The sequence below is a fragment of the Gymnodinialimonas sp. 57CJ19 genome (assembly GCF_038396845.1).
Classification (GTDB): domain Bacteria; phylum Pseudomonadota; class Alphaproteobacteria; order Rhodobacterales; family Rhodobacteraceae; genus Gymnodinialimonas.
The window spans coordinates 1,303,386-1,321,697 of record NZ_CP151587.1 but is presented as its reverse complement, the minus strand read 5'-3'; the positions used below and the strand labels follow the sequence as shown (position 1 = coordinate 1,321,697).

Annotated in this window: 17 protein-coding genes; 10 read left to right on the top strand and 7 right to left on the bottom strand. The window is 63.7% G+C overall.

The window, feature by feature from the left end; all coding sequences use genetic code 11:
* Positions 1-64 precede the first annotated feature (64 nt).
* The 5 genes from rocF to AADW23_RS06610 all read right to left on the bottom strand — a co-directional run bounded on the left by rocF (position 65) and on the right by AADW23_RS06610 (position 5,155).
* On the bottom strand, positions 65-991 hold the full coding sequence (gene rocF, locus AADW23_RS06630; protein ID WP_341863731.1) for an arginase: 927 nt from the start codon (positions 989-991) through the stop codon (positions 65-67).
* Positions 992-1,010: 19 nt separating this feature from the next.
* A complete protein-coding gene (nagA, locus tag AADW23_RS06625) occupies positions 1,011-2,153 on the bottom strand; it encodes an N-acetylglucosamine-6-phosphate deacetylase (RefSeq protein ID WP_341863730.1) in 1,143 nt (380 codons plus the stop codon).
* A complete protein-coding gene (gene nagB / locus AADW23_RS06620; RefSeq protein WP_341863729.1) occupies positions 2,140-2,922 on the bottom strand; it encodes a glucosamine-6-phosphate deaminase in 783 nt (260 codons plus the stop codon). The genes nagA and nagB overlap by 14 nt, the downstream gene beginning before the upstream one ends.
* A gap of 176 nt (positions 2,923-3,098) precedes the next feature.
* Positions 3,099-3,800 (bottom strand): GntR family transcriptional regulator, encoded by a 702-nt coding sequence (locus tag AADW23_RS06615; protein WP_341863728.1) that lies wholly within the window; start codon positions 3,798-3,800, stop codon positions 3,099-3,101.
* A complete protein-coding gene (locus AADW23_RS06610; protein ID WP_341863727.1) occupies positions 3,797-5,155 on the bottom strand; it encodes a formimidoylglutamate deiminase in 1,359 nt (452 codons plus the stop codon). The genes AADW23_RS06615 and AADW23_RS06610 overlap by 4 nt, the downstream gene beginning before the upstream one ends.
* A gap of 76 nt (positions 5,156-5,231) precedes the next feature.
* On the opposite strand from AADW23_RS06610, the gene hutI reads away from it, so the two are divergent.
* The 6 genes from hutI to AADW23_RS06580 all read left to right on the top strand — a co-directional run bounded on the left by hutI (position 5,232) and on the right by AADW23_RS06580 (position 12,641).
* Positions 5,232-6,425, top strand: a complete 1,194-nt coding sequence (hutI, locus tag AADW23_RS06605; RefSeq protein WP_341863726.1) for an imidazolonepropionase — start codon at positions 5,232-5,234, stop codon at positions 6,423-6,425.
* A complete protein-coding gene (gene hutH / locus AADW23_RS06600; RefSeq protein WP_341863725.1) occupies positions 6,422-7,963 on the top strand; it encodes a histidine ammonia-lyase in 1,542 nt (513 codons plus the stop codon). Before hutI ends, hutH begins: the two co-directional genes overlap by 4 nt.
* Positions 7,960-8,757, top strand: coding sequence for an N-formylglutamate deformylase (gene hutG, locus AADW23_RS06595; protein ID WP_341863724.1), 798 nt, complete (start codon positions 7,960-7,962; stop codon positions 8,755-8,757). The genes hutH and hutG overlap by 4 nt, the downstream gene beginning before the upstream one ends.
* The gene (gene hutU, locus AADW23_RS06590; RefSeq protein ID WP_341863723.1) at positions 8,754-10,424 is read left to right on the top strand and encodes a urocanate hydratase; all 1,671 of its coding nucleotides are present in this window, start codon (positions 8,754-8,756) and stop codon (positions 10,422-10,424) included. Before hutG ends, hutU begins: the two co-directional genes overlap by 4 nt.
* A gap of 4 nt (positions 10,425-10,428) precedes the next feature.
* Positions 10,429-11,469, top strand: coding sequence for an aromatic ring-hydroxylating dioxygenase subunit alpha (locus AADW23_RS06585; protein ID WP_341863722.1), 1,041 nt, complete (start codon positions 10,429-10,431; stop codon positions 11,467-11,469).
* Positions 11,470-12,251: 782 nt separating this feature from the next.
* Entirely contained in the window at positions 12,252-12,641 is a 390-nt protein-coding gene (locus AADW23_RS06580) for a thermonuclease family protein (protein ID WP_341863721.1), read from the top strand.
* Positions 12,642-12,657: 16 nt separating this feature from the next.
* Here AADW23_RS06580 and rpe read toward each other — a convergent pair whose 3' ends face one another.
* Positions 12,658-13,359, bottom strand: coding sequence for a ribulose-phosphate 3-epimerase (gene rpe, locus AADW23_RS06575; RefSeq protein WP_341863720.1), 702 nt, complete (start codon positions 13,357-13,359; stop codon positions 12,658-12,660).
* Positions 13,360-13,597: 238 nt separating this feature from the next.
* Between rpe and deoC the strand changes: the two genes are divergently transcribed.
* From deoC to AADW23_RS06555, 4 genes are read left to right on the top strand one after another with little or no spacing between them, the layout of a single operon-like run.
* Positions 13,598-14,608 (top strand): deoxyribose-phosphate aldolase, encoded by a 1,011-nt coding sequence (gene deoC, locus AADW23_RS06570; RefSeq protein WP_341863719.1) that lies wholly within the window; start codon positions 13,598-13,600, stop codon positions 14,606-14,608.
* On the top strand, positions 14,608-14,931 hold the full coding sequence (locus AADW23_RS06565) for a hypothetical protein (RefSeq protein ID WP_341863718.1): 324 nt from the start codon (positions 14,608-14,610) through the stop codon (positions 14,929-14,931). The genes deoC and AADW23_RS06565 overlap by 1 nt, the downstream gene beginning before the upstream one ends.
* An 18-nt stretch (positions 14,932-14,949) precedes the next feature.
* Entirely contained in the window at positions 14,950-15,231 is a 282-nt protein-coding gene (locus tag AADW23_RS06560) for a hypothetical protein (RefSeq protein ID WP_341863717.1), read from the top strand.
* 3 nt (positions 15,232-15,234) lie between these two features.
* Entirely contained in the window at positions 15,235-17,574 is a 2,340-nt protein-coding gene (locus tag AADW23_RS06555; protein WP_341863716.1) for an aldehyde dehydrogenase family protein, read from the top strand.
* Between the two features lie 117 nt (positions 17,575-17,691).
* Here the strand turns inward: AADW23_RS06555 and AADW23_RS06550 are convergent, their stop codons facing one another.
* Positions 17,692-18,300 carry a DUF1523 family protein gene (locus AADW23_RS06550; protein WP_341863715.1) on the bottom strand — a complete coding sequence of 203 codons (609 nt, stop codon included), beginning with the start codon at positions 18,298-18,300 and terminating at the stop codon, positions 17,692-17,694.
* Positions 18,301-18,312: the final 12 nt, after the last annotated feature.

Here is an 18,312-nt window from a genome sequence, read left to right as displayed (position 1 = left end):
CAAAGGCACCTCTTTTCCCTACTCAAGAACGAACCGGCCCCAGATACCAGCGCGAAATACGCGCCTATGCGCGACTGTGGGTCCGACGGTCGAAAACGCGGCGCCCAAACAGCGATGCCACAAGGTCCACCATCAAGTTCGCCGTGCGGCCCCGATCATCAAGAAACGGGTTCAGCTCCACCAGATCAAGGGATGTCACAAGGCCGCTGTCGTGCAACATCTCCATCACCAGATGCGCCTCTCGGAAGGTCGCGCCGCCGGGCACGGTTGTCCCCACCGCGGGCGCGATCGAGGGATCGAGGAAATCCACATCGAGGGAGACATGAAGCACGCCCCCCGCCGCCTCTACCTTGGCAAGGAAGTCCTGCAACGGGGCCGCGATCCCGCTTTCGTCAATCTGGCGCATGTCGATGGCGGTCATGCCGCTTTCGGTGATGAACGCACGTTCCGGCGCATCAACGGACCGCAGCCCGATGAAACAGACGTTTTCCGGCGGCACCGGGGCTTTCAGGGGCGGGAACCCCTCGAAGCCGTCCTGGCCCGTGACATAGGCAATCGGCGTGCCGTGCAGGTTGCCCGAGGCGGTGGTTTGCGGCGTGTTGATATCGGGGTGCGCGTCCAGCCACAGCACGAACAAGGGGCGATCTTGCTTGGCGGCATGGGCTGCAACGCCCGCCACGGTGCCCAGCGATAGCGCGTGATCGCCCCCCATGAAGATCGGGAAGCCGTCGGCCATTGCGGCCTCTGCCGCATCGGCCAGAAGGCGCGTCCATTCGATGGTTTCCGCCAAGGCGTGAAGCTCGCCCTTTGGGGCATCGTCGACCCAGACAGGACCGGGAAGGTTGCCCCGATCCTCGGACGTCCAGCCCAGTTCCGCCAGCGTTTGCGCCAAGCCTGCCGTGCGGTAGGCATCCGGCCCCATGACACAGCCCCGGCGGCGCTTGCCGCAATCCATTCCGGCGCCAATCAGGATGCAAGTCTGCTCGTTCATTGCTTGGTATCCTTCCCTCTCACCCTTGGGTGAAAATCTCTCCGTCGACCATCACGGCCTGCACCTCTAGCGCGTCGTCCATGCACGTGAGAGAGGCGCGAAACCCCGCCTCCACCCGGCCCAGCTCATCTTGCAACCGTAGCGAGGCCGCCGGGATACCGCTGGCCATGTGCAACGCTTGCGCCAAGGTGACACCGCCATGGGCCGCCATGTTGCGCACGCAGGTTACCATATCCACGTGGGCCCCCGCCAACCGCCCGGTCACATCAGTCAATCGGTCGCCCTGCAAGGTGATCGCCTTGCCCAACAGATCGAACCCCTGCGCCGTGCCTGCCAGCGTCAGCATCGCGTCGGTCACAAGGAAGAGACGCCCCGGCATTTCGCGCGCCGCAAGCGCAATGTTGCGCCAGTCCACGTGATGGCCGTCGGCGATGATCCCGGCGAATAACTTGCCCGAGAACATGACGGCCCCCGCAACCCCCGGCTCCCGCCCGGTGAGCTGGCTCATGGCGTTGAACAGATGCGTCGCCCCTTGCAGGCCCTCGGCCTCGGCCGCCTCGATCTGGTCGGCGGTGGCGGCGGAATGGCCCGCGAAGACAAGCACGCCCGCTTTCGCCAACCGCGCGATCACGCCCGCGTCCTGGCACTCGGGCGCGATGGTCAGCAGCACGGGGCCGAGTTTCACGGCGTCTTCCACCGCCTTGATGTCTTCCTCTGCCATCGGACGTATGGCCTCGGCCGGGTGAATGCCGGGACGTTCAGGCGACAGGAACGGACCTTCCAGATGCAGGCCCAAAACACCCGGCACCTTGGCCGCCAAGGCGTCGCCCACCGCTGCAATCGCTTGGCGGTAATCCTGGCCGGGGGCGGTGATGAACGTCGGCAGAATATGCGCCGTGCCGCCGACCCTCGCGCCTTCGGCGATCTTCCCGGTGGCCTCAGGGGTCGGGTCAAAGTTGAACTGCACATCCGCCGCGCCGTTGATCTGAAGATCAAGGAAACCGGGCGCGACGATATCAAAGGCGGGCGCATCGCCCGGCGCGTCAGCCCCGCGCACCGCTGTCACACGGCCGCCTTCCACCTCGATCATCTGATTGCTCAGCGGCTCTGCGCCGCCGCCCACAAACAGACGTCGCGCGAAGATCCGGTCAGGAGTATTCACTCTCTTGCCCTCCGGGATGAACGTGGTGGTAATAGTCGGTCAATTGCAACTTGCTGGCGGCGGCCTCGTCCAGGATCACCGTGGTTTGCGGGTGCATTTGCAGGGCCGAAGCCGGGCACATGGCGCTCATCGGTCCCTCGATCATCGCCGCGGCGGCGTCCGCCTTGGCCTCTCCCAATCCCAATAACAGGCAAGTGCGGGCCTCCAGAATCGAGGCGATACCCATCGTGATCGCATATTTCGGCACCGCGTCGTCACTGTCAAAATAGGGGCGGTTGGCACGCAGGGTGCTGTCGGTCAGCGTCTTGATCCTTGTGCGCGACCCAAGGCTCGACGTGGGTTCATTGAAGCCGATATGGCCGTTCTGCCCGATCCCTAGAAGCTGCAGATCAACGCCGCCCGCCTTGGCAATCCGCGCCTCATAGGCCAGCGCTTCCGCCTTGGGGTCGGCGACATCGCCGCGGGGAAGATGCGCGTGATCCTTGCGCATGTCCGTCAGGTCAAACAACGCCTCGGCCATGTAGTGGTGATACGATCCGGGATGATCGGGGGCGAGGCCCACATATTCATCCAGGTTGAACGAGGTTACCCCCGCCATCGAGAAATTGCCCGCCCGGTGCCGCTGCGCCAATTCCTCGTAAAGCGGCACCATCGTGCCCCCGGTCGCAAGGCCCAGAACCGCATCAGGCTTGGCGGCAACTTCCGCCGCCACGATATCCGCTGCCCGTACAATCGCGGCCTCTTTGGTCGGGACGATCAAGATCTTCATGGCCGACACCCCCGTGCTATCGCCCCTGAACCCGTCGCTAATTTAGTCATTTTCATATCAGTAGCGCCCCCTTTTGCGCCAACCAGGTGAACCGCCTCGCGCCGTGCCTGCGCGTCCCGGTTCCCTGTCGGGGGCACCGTAACCGCCCCAGCGCCACAGGCAATGGGGGAGCCGCCCTATAACGCCGTGCGCATCTGGTAGCCGGGCGCGAACAGCAACCGGACCTTGGTGACCGACGTGGCGCCGTCCCATGTCACCCGGTCCATGGCAAAGACCGCCTCTCCCGCCGCACACAACAGGGCTTCGGCCACGTCATCGGGGGCGGCCACGGCGGAAAAGGCGATGTCGCCGTGGGTGTAGGGCACATGATGCAGCAGCCATTCGTTGGCGCTGATCTCCCTGAAATCCTGATCCAGCGCCTCGGGGGCCACCTCGGGGTTGATCCACCGATCTTCCATCGCATAGGGCGTTCCACTGGCCAGATGCAGGGCGCGCACATGCAACAATTGTTGCGTCGCAGACGTGCCCATGGCGGCGCTGGCGCTGATCGGCGGCACTTGCAGCGTCCGGTAGGCCAGTTGATAGCCGTAGACATCTCCTCGATCCTCAATCTCGTGGCGCAACACGGGGATCGTCAGAGTGGCCCGTGCCGCAGGGTGCGCTGCCACCCGTGTGCCCGCCTTGCGCCTGCGGTCCAGAATGCCCGTTTCCGCCAACGCTCTCAGCGCCCGGTTCACGGTGGACCTAGCACAGCCGAACTCTGCGGCCAGATCGGCCTCGTTCGGGATCAACTCCCCCGGGGCCCATTCACGGGAGTGAATCCGGCGCAACGCCTCGTCCTGCACGCTTTGCCAGTTTCGGAACGAAGGGCTGTTCATAGAGCGGCTTTCAAGGCGTCAATCGTCTGCTTGTAGGCGGCCACAATCTCTGGGCGGCGGCGGTGCTGTCCGCCTGTTACCATGTGACGGCCCGCAGACCAAACATCGCGCACCAGCCTGTCATCGCCCGCAAAAATCCACGCGTCCAGCGCGGTGTCGTCCTTGCGCCCCCACAGATGCTCGGACCCTGTGTCGAGCGTCAGCATGTCGGCCCAAGCGCCCACCTCCAACTTGCCCGCTTGGCGTTGCGTGGCCTGTGCGCCGCCCTCCAGCACCGCATCAAACAACCGCCGCCCGGTGGACTTGTCGGCACTGGCAAACGCCGCCCGAGAGCCATCGCGCAGCCGTTGCGAATAATCCAGCGTGCGCAGTTCCTCTGCCAAGGCGATGCGGATGTTGCTGTCTGACCCCACCGCCATCGCCCCGCCGGCGTTGGCCCACCGGATGCCGTCGAAAATGCCGTCCCCAAGGCTGCTTTCGGTGATCGGGCAAAGGCCCGCCACAGCTTGTGAGCGGGCCAGGGCTTCGGTTTCCTCCGACGTCATCTGAGTGCAATGGATCATGCACCACCGGCTGTCGATCTCCATGTTCTGCAACGCCCACTCCACCGGACGCGCACCCCAGGCGGCCTCAACCTCCGTCACTTCCGCCCGCTGCTCGGCCAGATGCATGTGGATCGGCCCTTGCGGAAACAACTGCGCGACTTGTGCCAGGTCTTCCCGGCCCACAGCCCGCAGGGAATGGGGCGACGCCCCAAGGTTTGCGTCCGGCGCGTTCAACAGCCGCCCCGCGTCCTCGCGCAACGCCGTATACCGTTCCAGATCGTTGCCGAACCGGATTTGCCCCGGCCCCAAGTCGCGCCCGTCACAGCCGCCGAATTGGTAAAGGACAGGCAGCAGGCACAGCCCAATTCCGGTCTGCTCGGACGCGGCAATCACCCGGTGCGCGGTCTCTGCCAACGTGTCATAGGCGGCCCCGCCCGGCTGGTGATGCAGATAATGGAATTCTGCGTTGCAGGCATAACCCGCCTCCAGCATCTCCATCTGCACGAACGCGGTAATCGCCTCGATGTGGTCGGGCGTCAGACGGTCGAGGAAGCGGAACATCAGCTGCCGCCACGTCCAGAAGCTATCACGGGGATCCGGGCCGCGTTTCTCTGTCAGCCCGGCCATGGCGCGCTGGAAGGCATGGCTGTGGACGTTCACAGGGGCAGGCAACAGCATCGGCACCCGCTGGCCCGTTGCCGGAACGCCGGTCTCGATGGCGCTGATGCGGCCCGCATCGTCCACATCCACCCGCACATCTGACGCCCACCCCGAGGATAATAGCGCCGTTTCAGCCCAGATCGTCTGCATGATCACTCCGCTTGACAGATTATTATGTGTGCACATAAAAACATTAAGCACGTATATTTGCAAGTGAGTCGCTCCCATGCTTTTGACAAACGCCCATGTCGTGACCCTACAAACCGATGCCGATTACGGCCTGATTGCCGATGGCGCGATTGCCATGGACGGCGACCGGATTGCTTGGGTTGGTTCCGCCGCACAGGTGCCTGCCGCCTACCGCGACGGGCCGCAAACGGACCTCGGCGGGCGGCTCGTGACCCCTGCGTTGATCGACTGCCACACCCATGTGGTGTTTGGCGGCAACCGCGCGACAGAGTTCGAACTTCGCCTCAATGGTGCCAGTTACGAGGCCGTGGCCCGCGCCGGGGGCGGCATCATCTCTACCGTTACCGCAACACGCGCGGCGTCCGAGGATGCGTTGCTGGCCGACGCCCTCAAGCGGGTAGATGCGCTGATTGCAGAAGGTGTGACGCTGATCGAGGTGAAATCCGGCTACGGGCTGACCCAGGAGGCCGAGCTGAAGATGCTTCGCGTCGCCCGCCGGATCGCTCAGGAACGCCCCATCGAGGTCCGCACCAGCTTCCTTGGCGCCCACGCCGTGCCGCCCGAATTCACCGGCCAGCCCGACGCCTATATTGACGAAATTTGCCTTCCCACCCTGCGCGCCGCCCATGGCGAAGGGCTTGTGGATGCCGTGGATGGTTTCTGCGAAGGCATCGCGTTTGACACGGCGCAAATCGCACGGGTCTTCGACGTGGCGGTGGAACTGGGCCTTCCCGTGAAACTTCACGCCGAGCAGTTGTCCAACATTGGCGGCACGCCGTTGGCTGCGCAGTACGCGGCGCTCAGCGCCGATCACTTGGAATACGCAACCGACGCGGACGCGGCAGCTTTGGCCGCATCGGGCACCGTCGCTGTTGTTCTGCCCGGCGCGTTCTACACCCTGCGCGAAACGCAGGCCCCACCGATCCAATCTTTCCGCGACCACGGCGTGTCGATGGCGCTGGCGACCGATTGCAACCCCGGCTCGTCCCCGCTTGCGTCACCGCTTTTGGCCATGAACATGGCCTGCACCCTGTTCCGCATGACCCCACTAGAGGCGCTTTTGGGCCTGACCGTCCATGCCGCCCGCGCGTTGGGAGAGGCGGATCGAGGCCGGATCACGGCGGGCGCTTGCGCCGATCTGTGCGTCTGGGACGCGCACCACCCGTCCGAGCTGGCTTACCGCATCGGGTTTAACCCGCTTCATTCTCGTATTTTCAGGGGGTCGCTATGACCATCACACTTACACCCGGCGCGGCGACACTGGCCCAGTTGCACGACATCTGGGCCGAAGGGCATCCGGTGGTGCTTGACCCGTCCTCCCATGCCGGGATCAAGGCCGCGCAAGCACTGGTCACCAAGGCCGCCAACGGGGAAGAGGCCGTCTATGGCGTCAACACGGGCTTTGGCAAACTGGCCTCGGTCAAGATCGCCGCAAAGGACGTGGCCACCCTGCAACGCAACCTGATCCTGTCGCACTGCTGCGGCGTGGGAGAGGCGTTGGACGAGGCGACAACCCGCCTGATGATGGTGCTCAAGCTGCTGTCACTGGGGCGCGGCGCGTCCGGCGTGGCGATGACCACGGTAGAGATCATTCAGGAAATGCTGGTGCAGGGTGTGACGCCGGTGATCCCCTCCCAGGGGTCCGTCGGGGCGTCGGGCGATCTGGCACCGCTGGCCCATATGGCGGCGGCGATGATTGGGGAAGGCGAGGCGACGGTAGACGGCGTCCGAATGCCAGCCGCAGACGCTTTGGCCAAAGTCGGGATCACGCCCATTGTGTTGGGCGCGAAAGAGGGCCTGGCCCTGATCAACGGCACGCAGTTTTCCACCGCTTGTGCGCTGGTGGGCCTGTGGGGGGCGTGGCGTAACGCGGCGACCTGCGTGCTGACCTGTGCCCTGTCGACCGATGCGATCATGGGGTCCACCGCGCCCCTGCAAGACGCGATCCACACCCTGCGCGGCCACGCGGGCCAGATCGCCGTCGCCCGGGCGCAGCGCGCGTTGATGGAGGGTTCTGTCATCCGCGAAAGCCACCGCGATGGCGACACCCGCGTGCAGGATCCCTATTGCATCCGCTGCCAGCCCCAAGTGACCGGTGCGGCGATGGACCTGTTGCACTTCGCGGGCCGCACGCTGGAGGTGGAGGCCAACGCCGTTACCGACAATCCGCTGGTTCTTGTAGAAGATGATCTGATCGTGTCGGGCGGCAACTTCCACGCCGAACCCGTCGGTTTCGCCGCCGACCAGATCGCTGTTGCGGTGTCGGAACTTGGCGCGATTGCCCAGCGCCGGGTCGCGCTGATGGTGGACCCGACGCTGAGCTTTGACCTGCCGCCCTTCCTGACGCCTGATCCCGGCCTCAACTCGGGCCTGATGATCGCCGAAGTCACAACGGCGGCTTTGATGAGCGAGAACAAGCATCTCGCCAATCCCTGCACCACCGACAGCACGCCGACCTCTGCCAACCAGGAGGACCACGTGAGCATGGCCGCCCACGCCGCCCGGCGGTTGGATCGGATGAACCGCAACCTCAATGTGATCCTCGGGGTCGAGGCGATGTGCGGCGCCCAAGGGATCGAGTTCCGCGCCCCACTGGAAACAAGCCCCGCCTTGAAATCCGCGATCAACGTGTTGCGCAAAAAGGTCCCGACCATCGCGGAAGACCGCTACATGGCGCCCTCCATCGAGACCGCGAGCACCTTGGTCCGCGACGGGACACTGGCGGCCTCGGTCGAACTGCCGGGCTTCGTGAAGGGCCACGCGCAATGACGCCCGTGACCGTCACCCGTGGCGATGGCCCAATCGTTCTGGGCCTGCCCCATACCGGCACCTTTGTGCCTGAAGATGTGGCGGCGCGGCTGAACGACAATGGCCGCAAGCTGGCCGATACGGACTGGCACATCGACCGCCTTTACGACGGGTTGCTGGAGGGCGCGACCACCGTGCGCGCCAATTTCCACCGTTACGTGATCGACGCCAACCGTGACCCTTCGGGCGAAAGCCTCTACCCCGGCCAGAACACCACGACGCTGGTGCCGTTGACGGATTTCGACGGCTTGGACATCTGGGAGAAAGCCCCCACGGCGGAGGAGGTCGAGGCCCGTCGCAGTGCCTTCCACGCCCCCTATCACGCCGCGTTAGAGGCGGAACTGACCCGCGTGCGCGATCTGCACGGCGTGGCGATCCTTTACGATTGCCACTCGATCCGGTCGCGGATTCCGTTCCTGTTTGACGGCACCCTGCCCGACTTCAACACCGGCACCAATATGGGCACCACCTGTGCCCCCGAGATCGAGGCCGCCACCACCGCGATCTGCGCCGCCTCCCCTTACTCGGACATCGTAAATGGCCGCTTCAAGGGCGGCTGGACCACGCGCCACTACGGGCGGCCCGAGGATCATATCCACGCCATCCAGATGGAGTTGGCGCAATCCACCTACCTGACGGAGGAAGCCGCGCCTTGGCAGTATGATGATGCCAAAGCCGCGAAACTCCGCCCCTATCTTACTGAAATCCTGTCTACATTGGCCGATCTGGCCCCGACCCTTGGAGGCTCTCGATGAACAACCCTCGCCATAACCTGCGTGACGTCTTCCCCCCCACCGGCACCGAGATCACCGCCAAAAGCTGGCTGACCGAAGCGCCGATGCGGATGCTGATGAACAACCTGCACCCCGACGTGGCCGAGAACCCCCATGAGCTGGTGGTTTACGGCGGCATCGGCCGCGCCGCGCGCACCTGGGAGGATTTCGACGCCATCGTGGCCGCGCTGAAGGATCTGGAAGATACGCAGACGCTGCTGGTGCAATCGGGCAAGCCCGTGGGCGTGTTTAACACCCACAAGGACGCGCCGCGCGTGCTGATCGCGAACTCCAACCTCGTGCCCCATTGGGCGACGTGGGACCACTTCAACGAGTTGGATAAGAAGGGCCTCGCGATGTACGGCCAGATGACGGCGGGCTCGTGGATTTACATCGGCACGCAAGGTATCGTGCAGGGCACCTATGAGACGTTCATGGAGGCCGGCCGCCAGCATTACGAGGGCGACCTGAAGGGCCGCTGGATCCTGACCGGTGGCCTTGGCGGCATGGGCGGCGCACAGCCTTTGGCCGCCGTGATGGCGGGCGCCTGCTGCCTTGCCGTGGAATGCGACGAGACCCGCGCCGACTTCCGCCTGCGCACGCGCTACGTGGACGAGAAGACCCACGATCTAGACGAGGCCTTGGCGATGATCGACCGCTGGACCAAGGCCGGAGAGGCGAAGTCCGTCGCCCTGATCGGCAACGCGGCGGATGTCTTCCCCGAGTTGGTCAAGCGTGGCGTGAAGCCTGACATGGTCACCGACCAGACCTCGGCCCACGACCCGATCCACGGCTACCTGCCGCAGGGCTGGACCGTCGCCGAATGGCGCGAGAAGCAGGAGAGCGACCCGAAAGCGGTCGAAGCCGCCGCCCGCGCGTCGATGAAAACGCAGGTCGCCGCCATGGTGGACTTCTGGAACCAGGGCGTCCCGACGCTGGACTACGGCAACAACATCCGCCAGGTCGCGCAAGAGGAGGGGTTGGAGAACGCCTTCGCCTTCCCCGGTTTCGTTCCCGCCTACATCCGCCCGCTGTTCTGCCGTGGTGTCGGCCCGTTCCGCTGGTGCGCGCTGTCCGGCGACCCGGAGGATATCTACAAGACCGACGCCAAGGTGAAGGAACTCATCGACGACCCGCATCTGCACAACTGGCTGGACATGGCGCGTGAGCGGATCGAGTTCCAGGGCCTGCCCGCGCGGATCTGCTGGGTGGGTCTGGGCTTGCGTGACAAACTGGGCCTCGCGTTCAACGAGATGGTCCGCAATGGCGAGTTGTCGGCCCCCGTCGTGATCGGTCGTGACCACCTTGATAGCGGCTCGGTTGCGTCTCCCAACCGGGAGACGGAAGCGATGAAGGACGGCTCCGACGCCGTGTCGGACTGGCCGCTGCTCAACGCTATGCTCAACGTCGCAGGCGGCGCCACGTGGGTGTCGCTGCATCACGGTGGCGGCGTCGGCATGGGCTTTTCCCAGCACTCCGGCATGGTGATCTGCTGTGACGGGTCCGAGGATGCTGACCGTCGCCTGCGCAACGTGCTGTGGAACGACCCCGCCACCGGCGTCATGCGCCACGCCGACGCGGGCTACGATGAAGCGCTGGACTGTGCCCGCGAAAAGGGGCTGAACTTGCCCGGAATTCTGGGGAGGTAACAGCATGTTTCTGAAGAACGCTTGGTACGTGGCCGCATGGGATCATGAAGTCACGCACGACTTGCAGCAGGTCATGGTTCTGGGTGAGAAGATTTGCATCTTCCGCACGGAATCCGGTGATCTTGTCGCCTTGGAGGACGCCTGTCCGCACCGCAAGCTGCCGCTGTCCAGGGGGCGGATCAAGGGCGACACGGTGGAATGCGGCTACCACGGGCTGACGTTCAACTGCGCGGGGACCTGTGTATGGGCGCCGGGCTCTGCCGGGATTCCGTCCAACGCCAAGGTCCACGCCTATCCAACCCATGAGAAATACGGGCTGGTCTGGATCTGGATGGGCAACCCGGCGCTGGCCGATGCGAGCGAAATCTTCGAGATCGAGAACTACGATAACCCCGTCTGGGGCATCAACCGCGGTGCCGCGATGGAGTTGGACTGCAACTATCTGCTGATGTGCGACAACCTGCTGGACCCCACCCATGTCGCTTGGGTCCACCAATCCAGCTTTGCCGCCCCCGCCACCAAGGACACGCCCCTACGGATCAAGAAAACCGATGACGGCGTGATCGTCCATCGCTGGATGATGGATCACGAACCCGCGCCGTTTTATAAGAAGGTGGTGGATTTTGAGGGCAATTGCGACCGTCTGCAACACTACGAGGTGCGCTACCCGTCCCACGCGCTGATCCGCGCGGTGTTTACGCCCGCCGGCACCGGCGGACCGGACGGGCCGCTCCATGAAAACACCTTCATCATGGACAGCTACAATTTCATGACCCCCACCGACGAGGGCCGCACGCGGTACTATTGGTTCCAACTGCGCAACATTCGCCCAGATGATGAGGCATTGTCGCAAATGATGAGCGATGACGTGCAGCACGCCTTCGAAGAGGATCGCGCGGTACTGAACGAGGTGCAGAAGGGCATGGCCAACAAGACGTCGCCTCACATCGACCTGCCGATTGACGGCGGCCAATTGCGGTTCCGCAGGCAGCTACAGGCGATGATTAACGAAGAGGCGCAGGTTGATGCGCAAATGGCGGAATAAGCCTCGCGCTTGGCGCTGAGACAGCGCGGGACACCTGCCCTCTTGCAGCAGTTGGTCCGCTGTCATGGCGAGGCCGGGGCGTTTCCCCAAGGCGGGCTGCGTCGCCCACAACGGGCGGTGCGCCGGCCATGGCAGATTTCTGCAATTACGAGTGAAACCGGCGCGGTGCCCCGACAAGGAAATGGAGAGGGCGGCGGGATGAGAAACCCGCCGACAAATTTCTGCGGATTGCGTTAATCACTTTTTAACCCAGCCAGAGGACAAACTTCTCCGATGCATCACTCACGGACGGTTTGCGCCTTTCCTCAGACCACCCTGACGCCCACGCCCTCAAGACGCCGAAAGGCACGGGATTGTGGGAAAACGGGTGCAGGATAGGCGGCCACTTCAGAGCACTCGCATGGGGGGCAGAACCCCCTTGGCAACCGGGCCTAACCACCCCGGTTCACCCACCGCTCCGCCCTTCGGCGGCGCCGCCACTCTTGACGTTAGCGTCAACTTTAAGCTCTATGCCTTAAGGTAAACGACTAGGTAAGAGCATGGAAACGTTATTTTTATTTGTGGCGTTGGGCTTCATCATCGTTTTAGTGGTGAACCTCTTTCGTCGTGGAAATCCCCCACCCCCAAATCAGCATACCATTGATCTCGACCGGCCAAGAGATCGCCCGGCCTATAAACCAACGCCGCAACGGCGGGTCTCAGCCCCGCCGCCCGCGCCCTATTCTGCTGAAACCTCCCAGCCAACGCCCCGGGGTCAGTGCGTTTCCGGCAGGGCCTATGTCGTGGATGGCGACACGATAAAAATCCAGAAAAAGCAGATCCGGCTCTTTGGCATCGACGCGCCGGAAATGAACCACCCTTTCGGCAAACGCGCCAAATGGGCGATGTTTGAATTGTGCAAAAATCAGGTCGTTACAGCCGAGATCACGGCTACGGACGCATATGGCCGTGTCGTCGCCAAATGCACCCTGAGTGACGGGCGGGATTTGTCGGCAGAACTGGTGAAGCAGGGTCTTGCGCTGGATTGGCCGAAGTTTTCCGGCGGCATCTATCGGGCTTTGGAAACCCCCGACGCCCGCAAGAAGCTCTGGCTTGCGGACGCGCGGCAAAAGGGGCGGATGCACCTGTGGGAGCAATTCGATGCCCGCGAACGGGCAAAGGCCGCGCGGTAAGTCCTGTGGCTAGGACTTAGGCCGCCGAAGCCTCGGCTGCCGCACGGATGGCGCGGATATTGTCTCCGTAGGGGGCGGGGTTTTCCACCGAGCCGCCACGGAACACGGCGGAGCCTGCGACCAGAGCGTCTGCGCCCGCGGCCGCCACGAGGGGGGCGGTGTTCACGTCAACGCCACCGTCGATCTCGATATGCACCTCGCGGTCGCCGATCATCCGGCGCAACTCGGCGATCTTGTCCGCCATGTCGATGAAGGATTGCCCACCGAAGCCGGGGTTCACGGTCATCACGCAGATCAGATCGCACAGGTCGAGCACATGGGCGACCGAGCTGGCCGGGGTGCCGGGGTTCAGGGCCACGCCCGCCTTCATCCCCGCGCCGCGAATGGCTTGCAGGGTGCGATGAATGTGGGGGCCTGCCTCCACATGGGCGGTCAGGATATCGGCGCCCGCATCGGCGTAGGCGTCGATATAGGCATCCACCGGAGAGATCATCAGATGCACATCCATCACCGTGGTCACATGCTTGCGCAGGGCTTTCACCATCGGCGGGCCGAAGGTGAGGTTGGGAACGAAGTGGCCATCCATCACGTCAATATGAATCCAGTCCGCGCCCTGGGCCTCCACGGCCTGCACTTCGGCTCCGAAATTGGCAAAATCAGCGGCGAGGATCGACGGTGCGATCTTGATGGAACGATCAAACGGCTTGGCAAGTGGCATGGGGCTTCCTCCGGGTTTGGCGCCTGTTACCGCGCTTGCGGGCCTCTGTCACGTCCCGACGGTGGAAACCGGGTTTTCGATATTTATGAAAAGGTGAAGCAGGGCGGGCGTGGGTCGGGGGAAAGGGCGGGGCGTGAGGCAAGCGGGGACGGGGTGCCGGGCAGATTTTTGACCGTTTGGTCAACCTTGCCTTTTTGCGCGACCCGTGGGACGGTCAGGAAACACTCGGAATCCCTGGATGCCCATGACTCAAACCACCACGATTGAAGCTGCCACCGCGCAGCGCGACCAGCTGCCTCAGGTGCATCTTCCCCGCAATGAGGGGATGGAATTGGATATGGATTGGGTCGCGCGCGTGCAGGCCAATACCTCGGCCATTGAACGGCGCGCGGCAACCTTGCCCGGGCGGCGGTCGGTCAAGAAGGCCTATCAAGCGGCATGGCTGGCCAAGGCGGTGACGCTGATTGATCTGACAACCCTGTCGGGCGACGACACGGCAGGCCGCGTGCGGCGGTTGTGTGCCAAGGCGCGGCAGCCGGTGAGGGCCGATATTCTGGATGCGTTGGGGCTGCCTGCGATCACGACGGGCGCGGTTTGTGTTTACCACGATATGATAGAGGTCGCCGTCGAGGCGCTGGAGGGCACCGGCATCCCGGTTGCCGCCGTATCCACGGGTTTTCCGGCGGGTCTGTCGCCGTTTCATCTGCGCGTGGCGGAGATTGAGGAAAGCGTGAAGGCAGGCGCCAAGGAGATCGACATCGTCATATCGCGGCGCCACGTTTTGACCGGGAATTGGCAGGCGCTTTACGATGAGATGAAAGCGTTCCGCGCCGCGTGCGGGGAGGCCCACGTGAAGGCCATCCTTGCCACCGGAGAATTGGGGACCCTACGCAACGTCGCCCGCGCAAGCTTGATCTGCATGATGGCCGGCGCAGATTTCATCAAGACGTCCACCGGCAAGGAAAGCGTCAATGCGACCCTGCCGGTTTCGTTAACCATGATCCGGGCGATCCGAGAGTATGAGGCCCGCACCGGTTTCAAGGTGGGCTACAAGCCCGCAGGCGGGATCAGCAAGGCGAAGGACTCGTTGGTGTATCTATCGCTAATGAAAGAGGAATTGGGCGACCGTTGGTTGCAGCCCGACCTGTTCCGCTTTGGCGCCTCCTCGCTTCTGGGGGACATTGAGCGGCAGTTGGAACACCACGTCACGGGCGCTTATTCGGCGGGCTACAGGCACGGAATCGGCTGATGAGTCTTTTTGTGCCTCAGGCCGATCCGCCGGATTTGACTGCCTTCCTACCCTTGGCCGCCCCATTGCAGGACAGCCACAAGGACGGGCGCATCGACGCGTCCCATACGCCGTACCTTTATCAGCCGGTTGACCGCCACCTCTTGGATGCGGGCGCCGCGTTGATGATCGGCAGCGCCGGTGCGGACGGCACTGAATTCGCGTTGCGCAAAGGTCAGCCCGGCGTCTGGATGTATCGCCCCAATGACGATGCGTGGACCGAGATCGCCGCCGATATCCTTGAGTTCGAGACCCTTTGGCTGGCCAGCCAGATAAACGTTTGAAAGCTGAGAGCGCCTCCTTTGCCCCTAGACCTTAACCTTATCTTGCTGGTTCTTCTCGTCGGTCTTTCGTTCTGGCTGGCGCTGCGCGTGAGTCGCCCCTTGCGCGAGGAAGCGGGCAAGCTGACGCTCGAACAGGCCCGAGATTTCCAGCAGAACTATCGCAACAAAGCGAAACGCACCGATATGCCTGCGGAGCTGCGCCCGCTTGCCGCTGCTTCGGATCGCGCAAGGCCCACCATCATCGCCGCTTGTGCCGCCAGTGCGGCCTCCATCGCGGCCTACATTTTCCTTGGGGGATAACCCATGACCACCGCCACTATTTTCGAGACCATGGACTACGGCCCCGCCCCCGAGAGCAGCGCCGAAGCGCTTGCCTGGCTAGAGGCCCGAGGCGGCATCGCGGGCCATTTCATCAACGGCACATGGGGGCCGTTGCGCGATGATTTCGCCTCCAACAACCCGGCTACGGGGCAGAAGTTGGCGGGCGTGACCAAGGGCACTGCAGACGAGGTGGCACAAGCCGTCAAAGCCGCCCGCAAGGCGCAACCCGCTTGGGCCAAGGATGCCGGGAAACGGGCGCGTGTGCTCTATGCCATTGCGCGGTTGATGCAGAAGCATTCCCGCCTGTTGGCCACGATGGAGACCCTCGACAACGGCAAGCCGATCCGCGAAAGCCGCGACATCGACGTGCCTTTGGCCACACGACATTTCTACTACCACGCGGGCCTGGCCCAACTGTTGCCGACCGAAATGCCCGATCACAGCGCCCTTGGGGTCTGCGGCCAGATTATCCCATGGAACTTCCCCCTGTTGATGCTGGCCTGGAAGATCGCGCCCGCCCTGGCGGCTGGCAACACCGTGGTGCTGAAACCGGCGGAATATACCTCGCTTTCCGCTATGGTCTTCGCCGAGATCTGCCAGGAGGCCGGCGTGCCGCCCGGCGTGGTAAACATCATCACCGGCGATGGCGAAACCGGCGCGGCCCTGGTGGCGGCAGACGTCGATAAAATCGCCTTCACCGGGTCAACGGAAGTGGGCCGTCGCATCCGGGAGCAGACAGCGGGAAGCGGCAAGCATCTGACCTTGGAGTTGGGCGGAAAGTCACCCTACATCGTGTTCGACGACGCCGATATCGACAGCGCCATCGAAGGCTTGGTGGATGCGATCTGGTTCAACCAGGGTCAGGTCTGCTGCGCCGGATCGCGCCTGTTGGTGCAGGAAAACATCGCCGACGATTTCCACAAACGCCTGAAGGCGCGTATGGCCAAGCTGCGCATGGGCGATCCGATGGACAAATGCATCGACGTGGGCGCCATTGTGGACCCGGTGCAGCACGACACGATCACGCGCTTGGTCGCGGCCTCCGACGGGGATATCCACCACGCCCCCATCGACACGCCCGAAACGGGCTGCTTCTACCCGCCGACGCTGATCACGGGGCTGCACACGGCCTCCCCGCTGATGCAGGAGGAAATCTTTGGGCCGGTGCTGGTCTCCACCACGTTCCGCACCCCGGTTGAAGCCCTCGAAGTCGCCAACAACACCCGCTACGGGCTGGCCGCGACGCTTTGGACCGAGAACGTGAACCTCGCCCTCGATATCGCGCCCAAGCTGGTGGCCGGCGTAGTCTGGGTGAACGCCACGAACCTGTTCGACGCAGCCGCCCCCTTCGGCGGCGTGCGCGAAAGCGGTTTTGGACGCGAAGGCGGATGGGAAGGACTGGGCGCCTACCTGAAATCGGACGCGAAAACCACGCCCGCCAAGGCGCTTACCCCGCCCAAAGCGCCCGCAACACCCGCCGTCGCAGACCTCGACCGGACCGCGAAAATGTACATCGGCGGCAAGCAAGCGCGGCCCGATAGCGGCTATAGCCAGGCGCATTATTCGCGCAAAGGCACGCTTCTGGGACACACGGGCCGTGGCAGCCGCAAAGATATCCGCAACGCGGTCGAGGCCGCCCGTGGCGCCGCAAAATGGGGCAAAAGCTCTGGTCACCTGAGGGCGCAAATCCTCTACTTCCTCGCCGAAAACCTCTCGGCTCGGTCCGAGGAATTCGCCACCCGCATCGCCGATTCCCTCGGCACGCCCCAAGGCAAAGCGGCAACCGAGGTGGACCAGGCGATCTCTACGCTCTTCACCGCCGCCGCTTGGGCCGACAAATTCGACGGCACCGCCAAAGGCGTGCCCCTTCGGGGCGTGGCGCTTGCGATGAAAGAACCGGTCGGCATCATCGGCGCTCTCGCGCCCGACGACGCGCCCCTCCTCGCGTCTACGACGCTCCTCGCAGGCGCTCTGGCGATGGGCAACCGCATCGTTCTGGCCCCGTCTCAGGCCGCCCCTCTGGTCGTCACAGACCTCTACCAGGTGCTCGACACATCAGACGTGCCCGCAGGCGTGGTGAATATCGTGACCGGCCCCCACGCCGATCTCGCGCCCACCCTCGCGAGCCATATGGAGATCGACAGCCTCTGGGCCTTCTCCCCCCATACCGATCCCGTTGCCCTCCAAGCGGCTTCCGCCAGCAACCTCAAACGCACCTGGACCAATAACTCCGGCAACCCCGATTGGACCTCCCCCAACCTGCGCCCCTTTCTCGAGGCCGCCACGGAAACCAAAACAATCTGGATTCCCTACGGCGAATGATCCCGCAACAAGTAAGGGGGAAGCACGCCGCTCCCCCCTTCATCTTGGCCAATACAACTCAATCCCAAACCCTCGGCCCGCGGTTGCGCCTGTAAACCAGACGCTCTCAAACCCAGCTCACCGCCCCGCAAGACGGTCCTTCAACTTGGCCCATCGCACCGCTGTCCCATCTCGGGCCGGCACAAGGACACGGTCCTCAAACCGCTCCCAGATCCGCCAGATCATGAACAACACCACAGCCAGCAACGCCAAAATCACGATGTTCAGCCACGGGAAGAGCTTCACATCGGGGCCCTCCACAGTTCGGATCGAAATCGCGTTGGGGTAGCTCGACAGCATGTTTGACCGCCAGCCATAGTGCGTAATCGCCACCCAGATCGGCGTATCTCGGGTGGACCGCAAATCCTGGGCCTCGGTCTGCAAATCCTGACTGTCGATCTTGAAATAGGGCGGCCACCCAAACAGGCCCGTGTCCTCGTTGCGGTAATCTATCGGAGAATTATCCGCCCTCACCGCGCTGATGATCCTCACATCCCTTTGTACCGACGTGCCCTCGGCCCCGCTATCGGACTGCGCATAGAACCAGGCGCTCCAGCCGGAAATCTCGGTCAGCTGCAACTGCGTATCCACGATCCGCACGATATCGCGTTGGGGCAGCGTGTAGTGGGCGAACGCCCCCAGCAGCGACACAACGATCAGCAAAAATACAATCCGGGCCCAACGCATCTTCATTCTTCC

Excerpts from the sequence above, each read along its gene's own strand:
- rocF (WP_341863731.1), bottom strand. The coding sequence starts at position 991 with ATGAACGAGCAGACTTGCATCCTGATTGGCGCCGGAATGGATTGCGGC.
- nagB (WP_341863729.1), bottom strand. The coding sequence starts at position 2,922 with ATGAAGATCTTGATCGTCCCGACCAAAGAGGCCGCGATTGTACGGGCA.
- AADW23_RS06615 (WP_341863728.1), bottom strand. The coding sequence starts at position 3,800 with ATGAACAGCCCTTCGTTCCGAAACTGGCAAAGCGTGCAGGACGAGGCG.
- AADW23_RS06610 (WP_341863727.1), bottom strand. The coding sequence starts at position 5,155 with ATGCAGACGATCTGGGCTGAAACGGCGCTATTATCCTCGGGGTGGGCG.
- hutI (WP_341863726.1), top strand. The coding sequence starts at position 5,232 with ATGCTTTTGACAAACGCCCATGTCGTGACCCTACAAACCGATGCCGAT.
- hutH (WP_341863725.1), top strand. The coding sequence starts at position 6,422 with ATGACCATCACACTTACACCCGGCGCGGCGACACTGGCCCAGTTGCAC.
- hutG (WP_341863724.1), top strand. The coding sequence starts at position 7,960 with ATGACGCCCGTGACCGTCACCCGTGGCGATGGCCCAATCGTTCTGGGC.
- hutU (WP_341863723.1), top strand. The coding sequence starts at position 8,754 with ATGAACAACCCTCGCCATAACCTGCGTGACGTCTTCCCCCCCACCGGC.
- AADW23_RS06585 (WP_341863722.1), top strand. The coding sequence starts at position 10,429 with ATGTTTCTGAAGAACGCTTGGTACGTGGCCGCATGGGATCATGAAGTC.
- rpe (WP_341863720.1), bottom strand. The coding sequence starts at position 13,359 with ATGCCACTTGCCAAGCCGTTTGATCGTTCCATCAAGATCGCACCGTCG.
- deoC (WP_341863719.1), top strand. The coding sequence starts at position 13,598 with ATGCCCATGACTCAAACCACCACGATTGAAGCTGCCACCGCGCAGCGC.
- AADW23_RS06565 (WP_341863718.1), top strand. The coding sequence starts at position 14,608 with ATGAGTCTTTTTGTGCCTCAGGCCGATCCGCCGGATTTGACTGCCTTC.
- AADW23_RS06555 (WP_341863716.1), top strand. The coding sequence starts at position 15,235 with ATGACCACCGCCACTATTTTCGAGACCATGGACTACGGCCCCGCCCCC.
- AADW23_RS06550 (WP_341863715.1), bottom strand. The coding sequence starts at position 18,300 with ATGCGTTGGGCCCGGATTGTATTTTTGCTGATCGTTGTGTCGCTGCTG.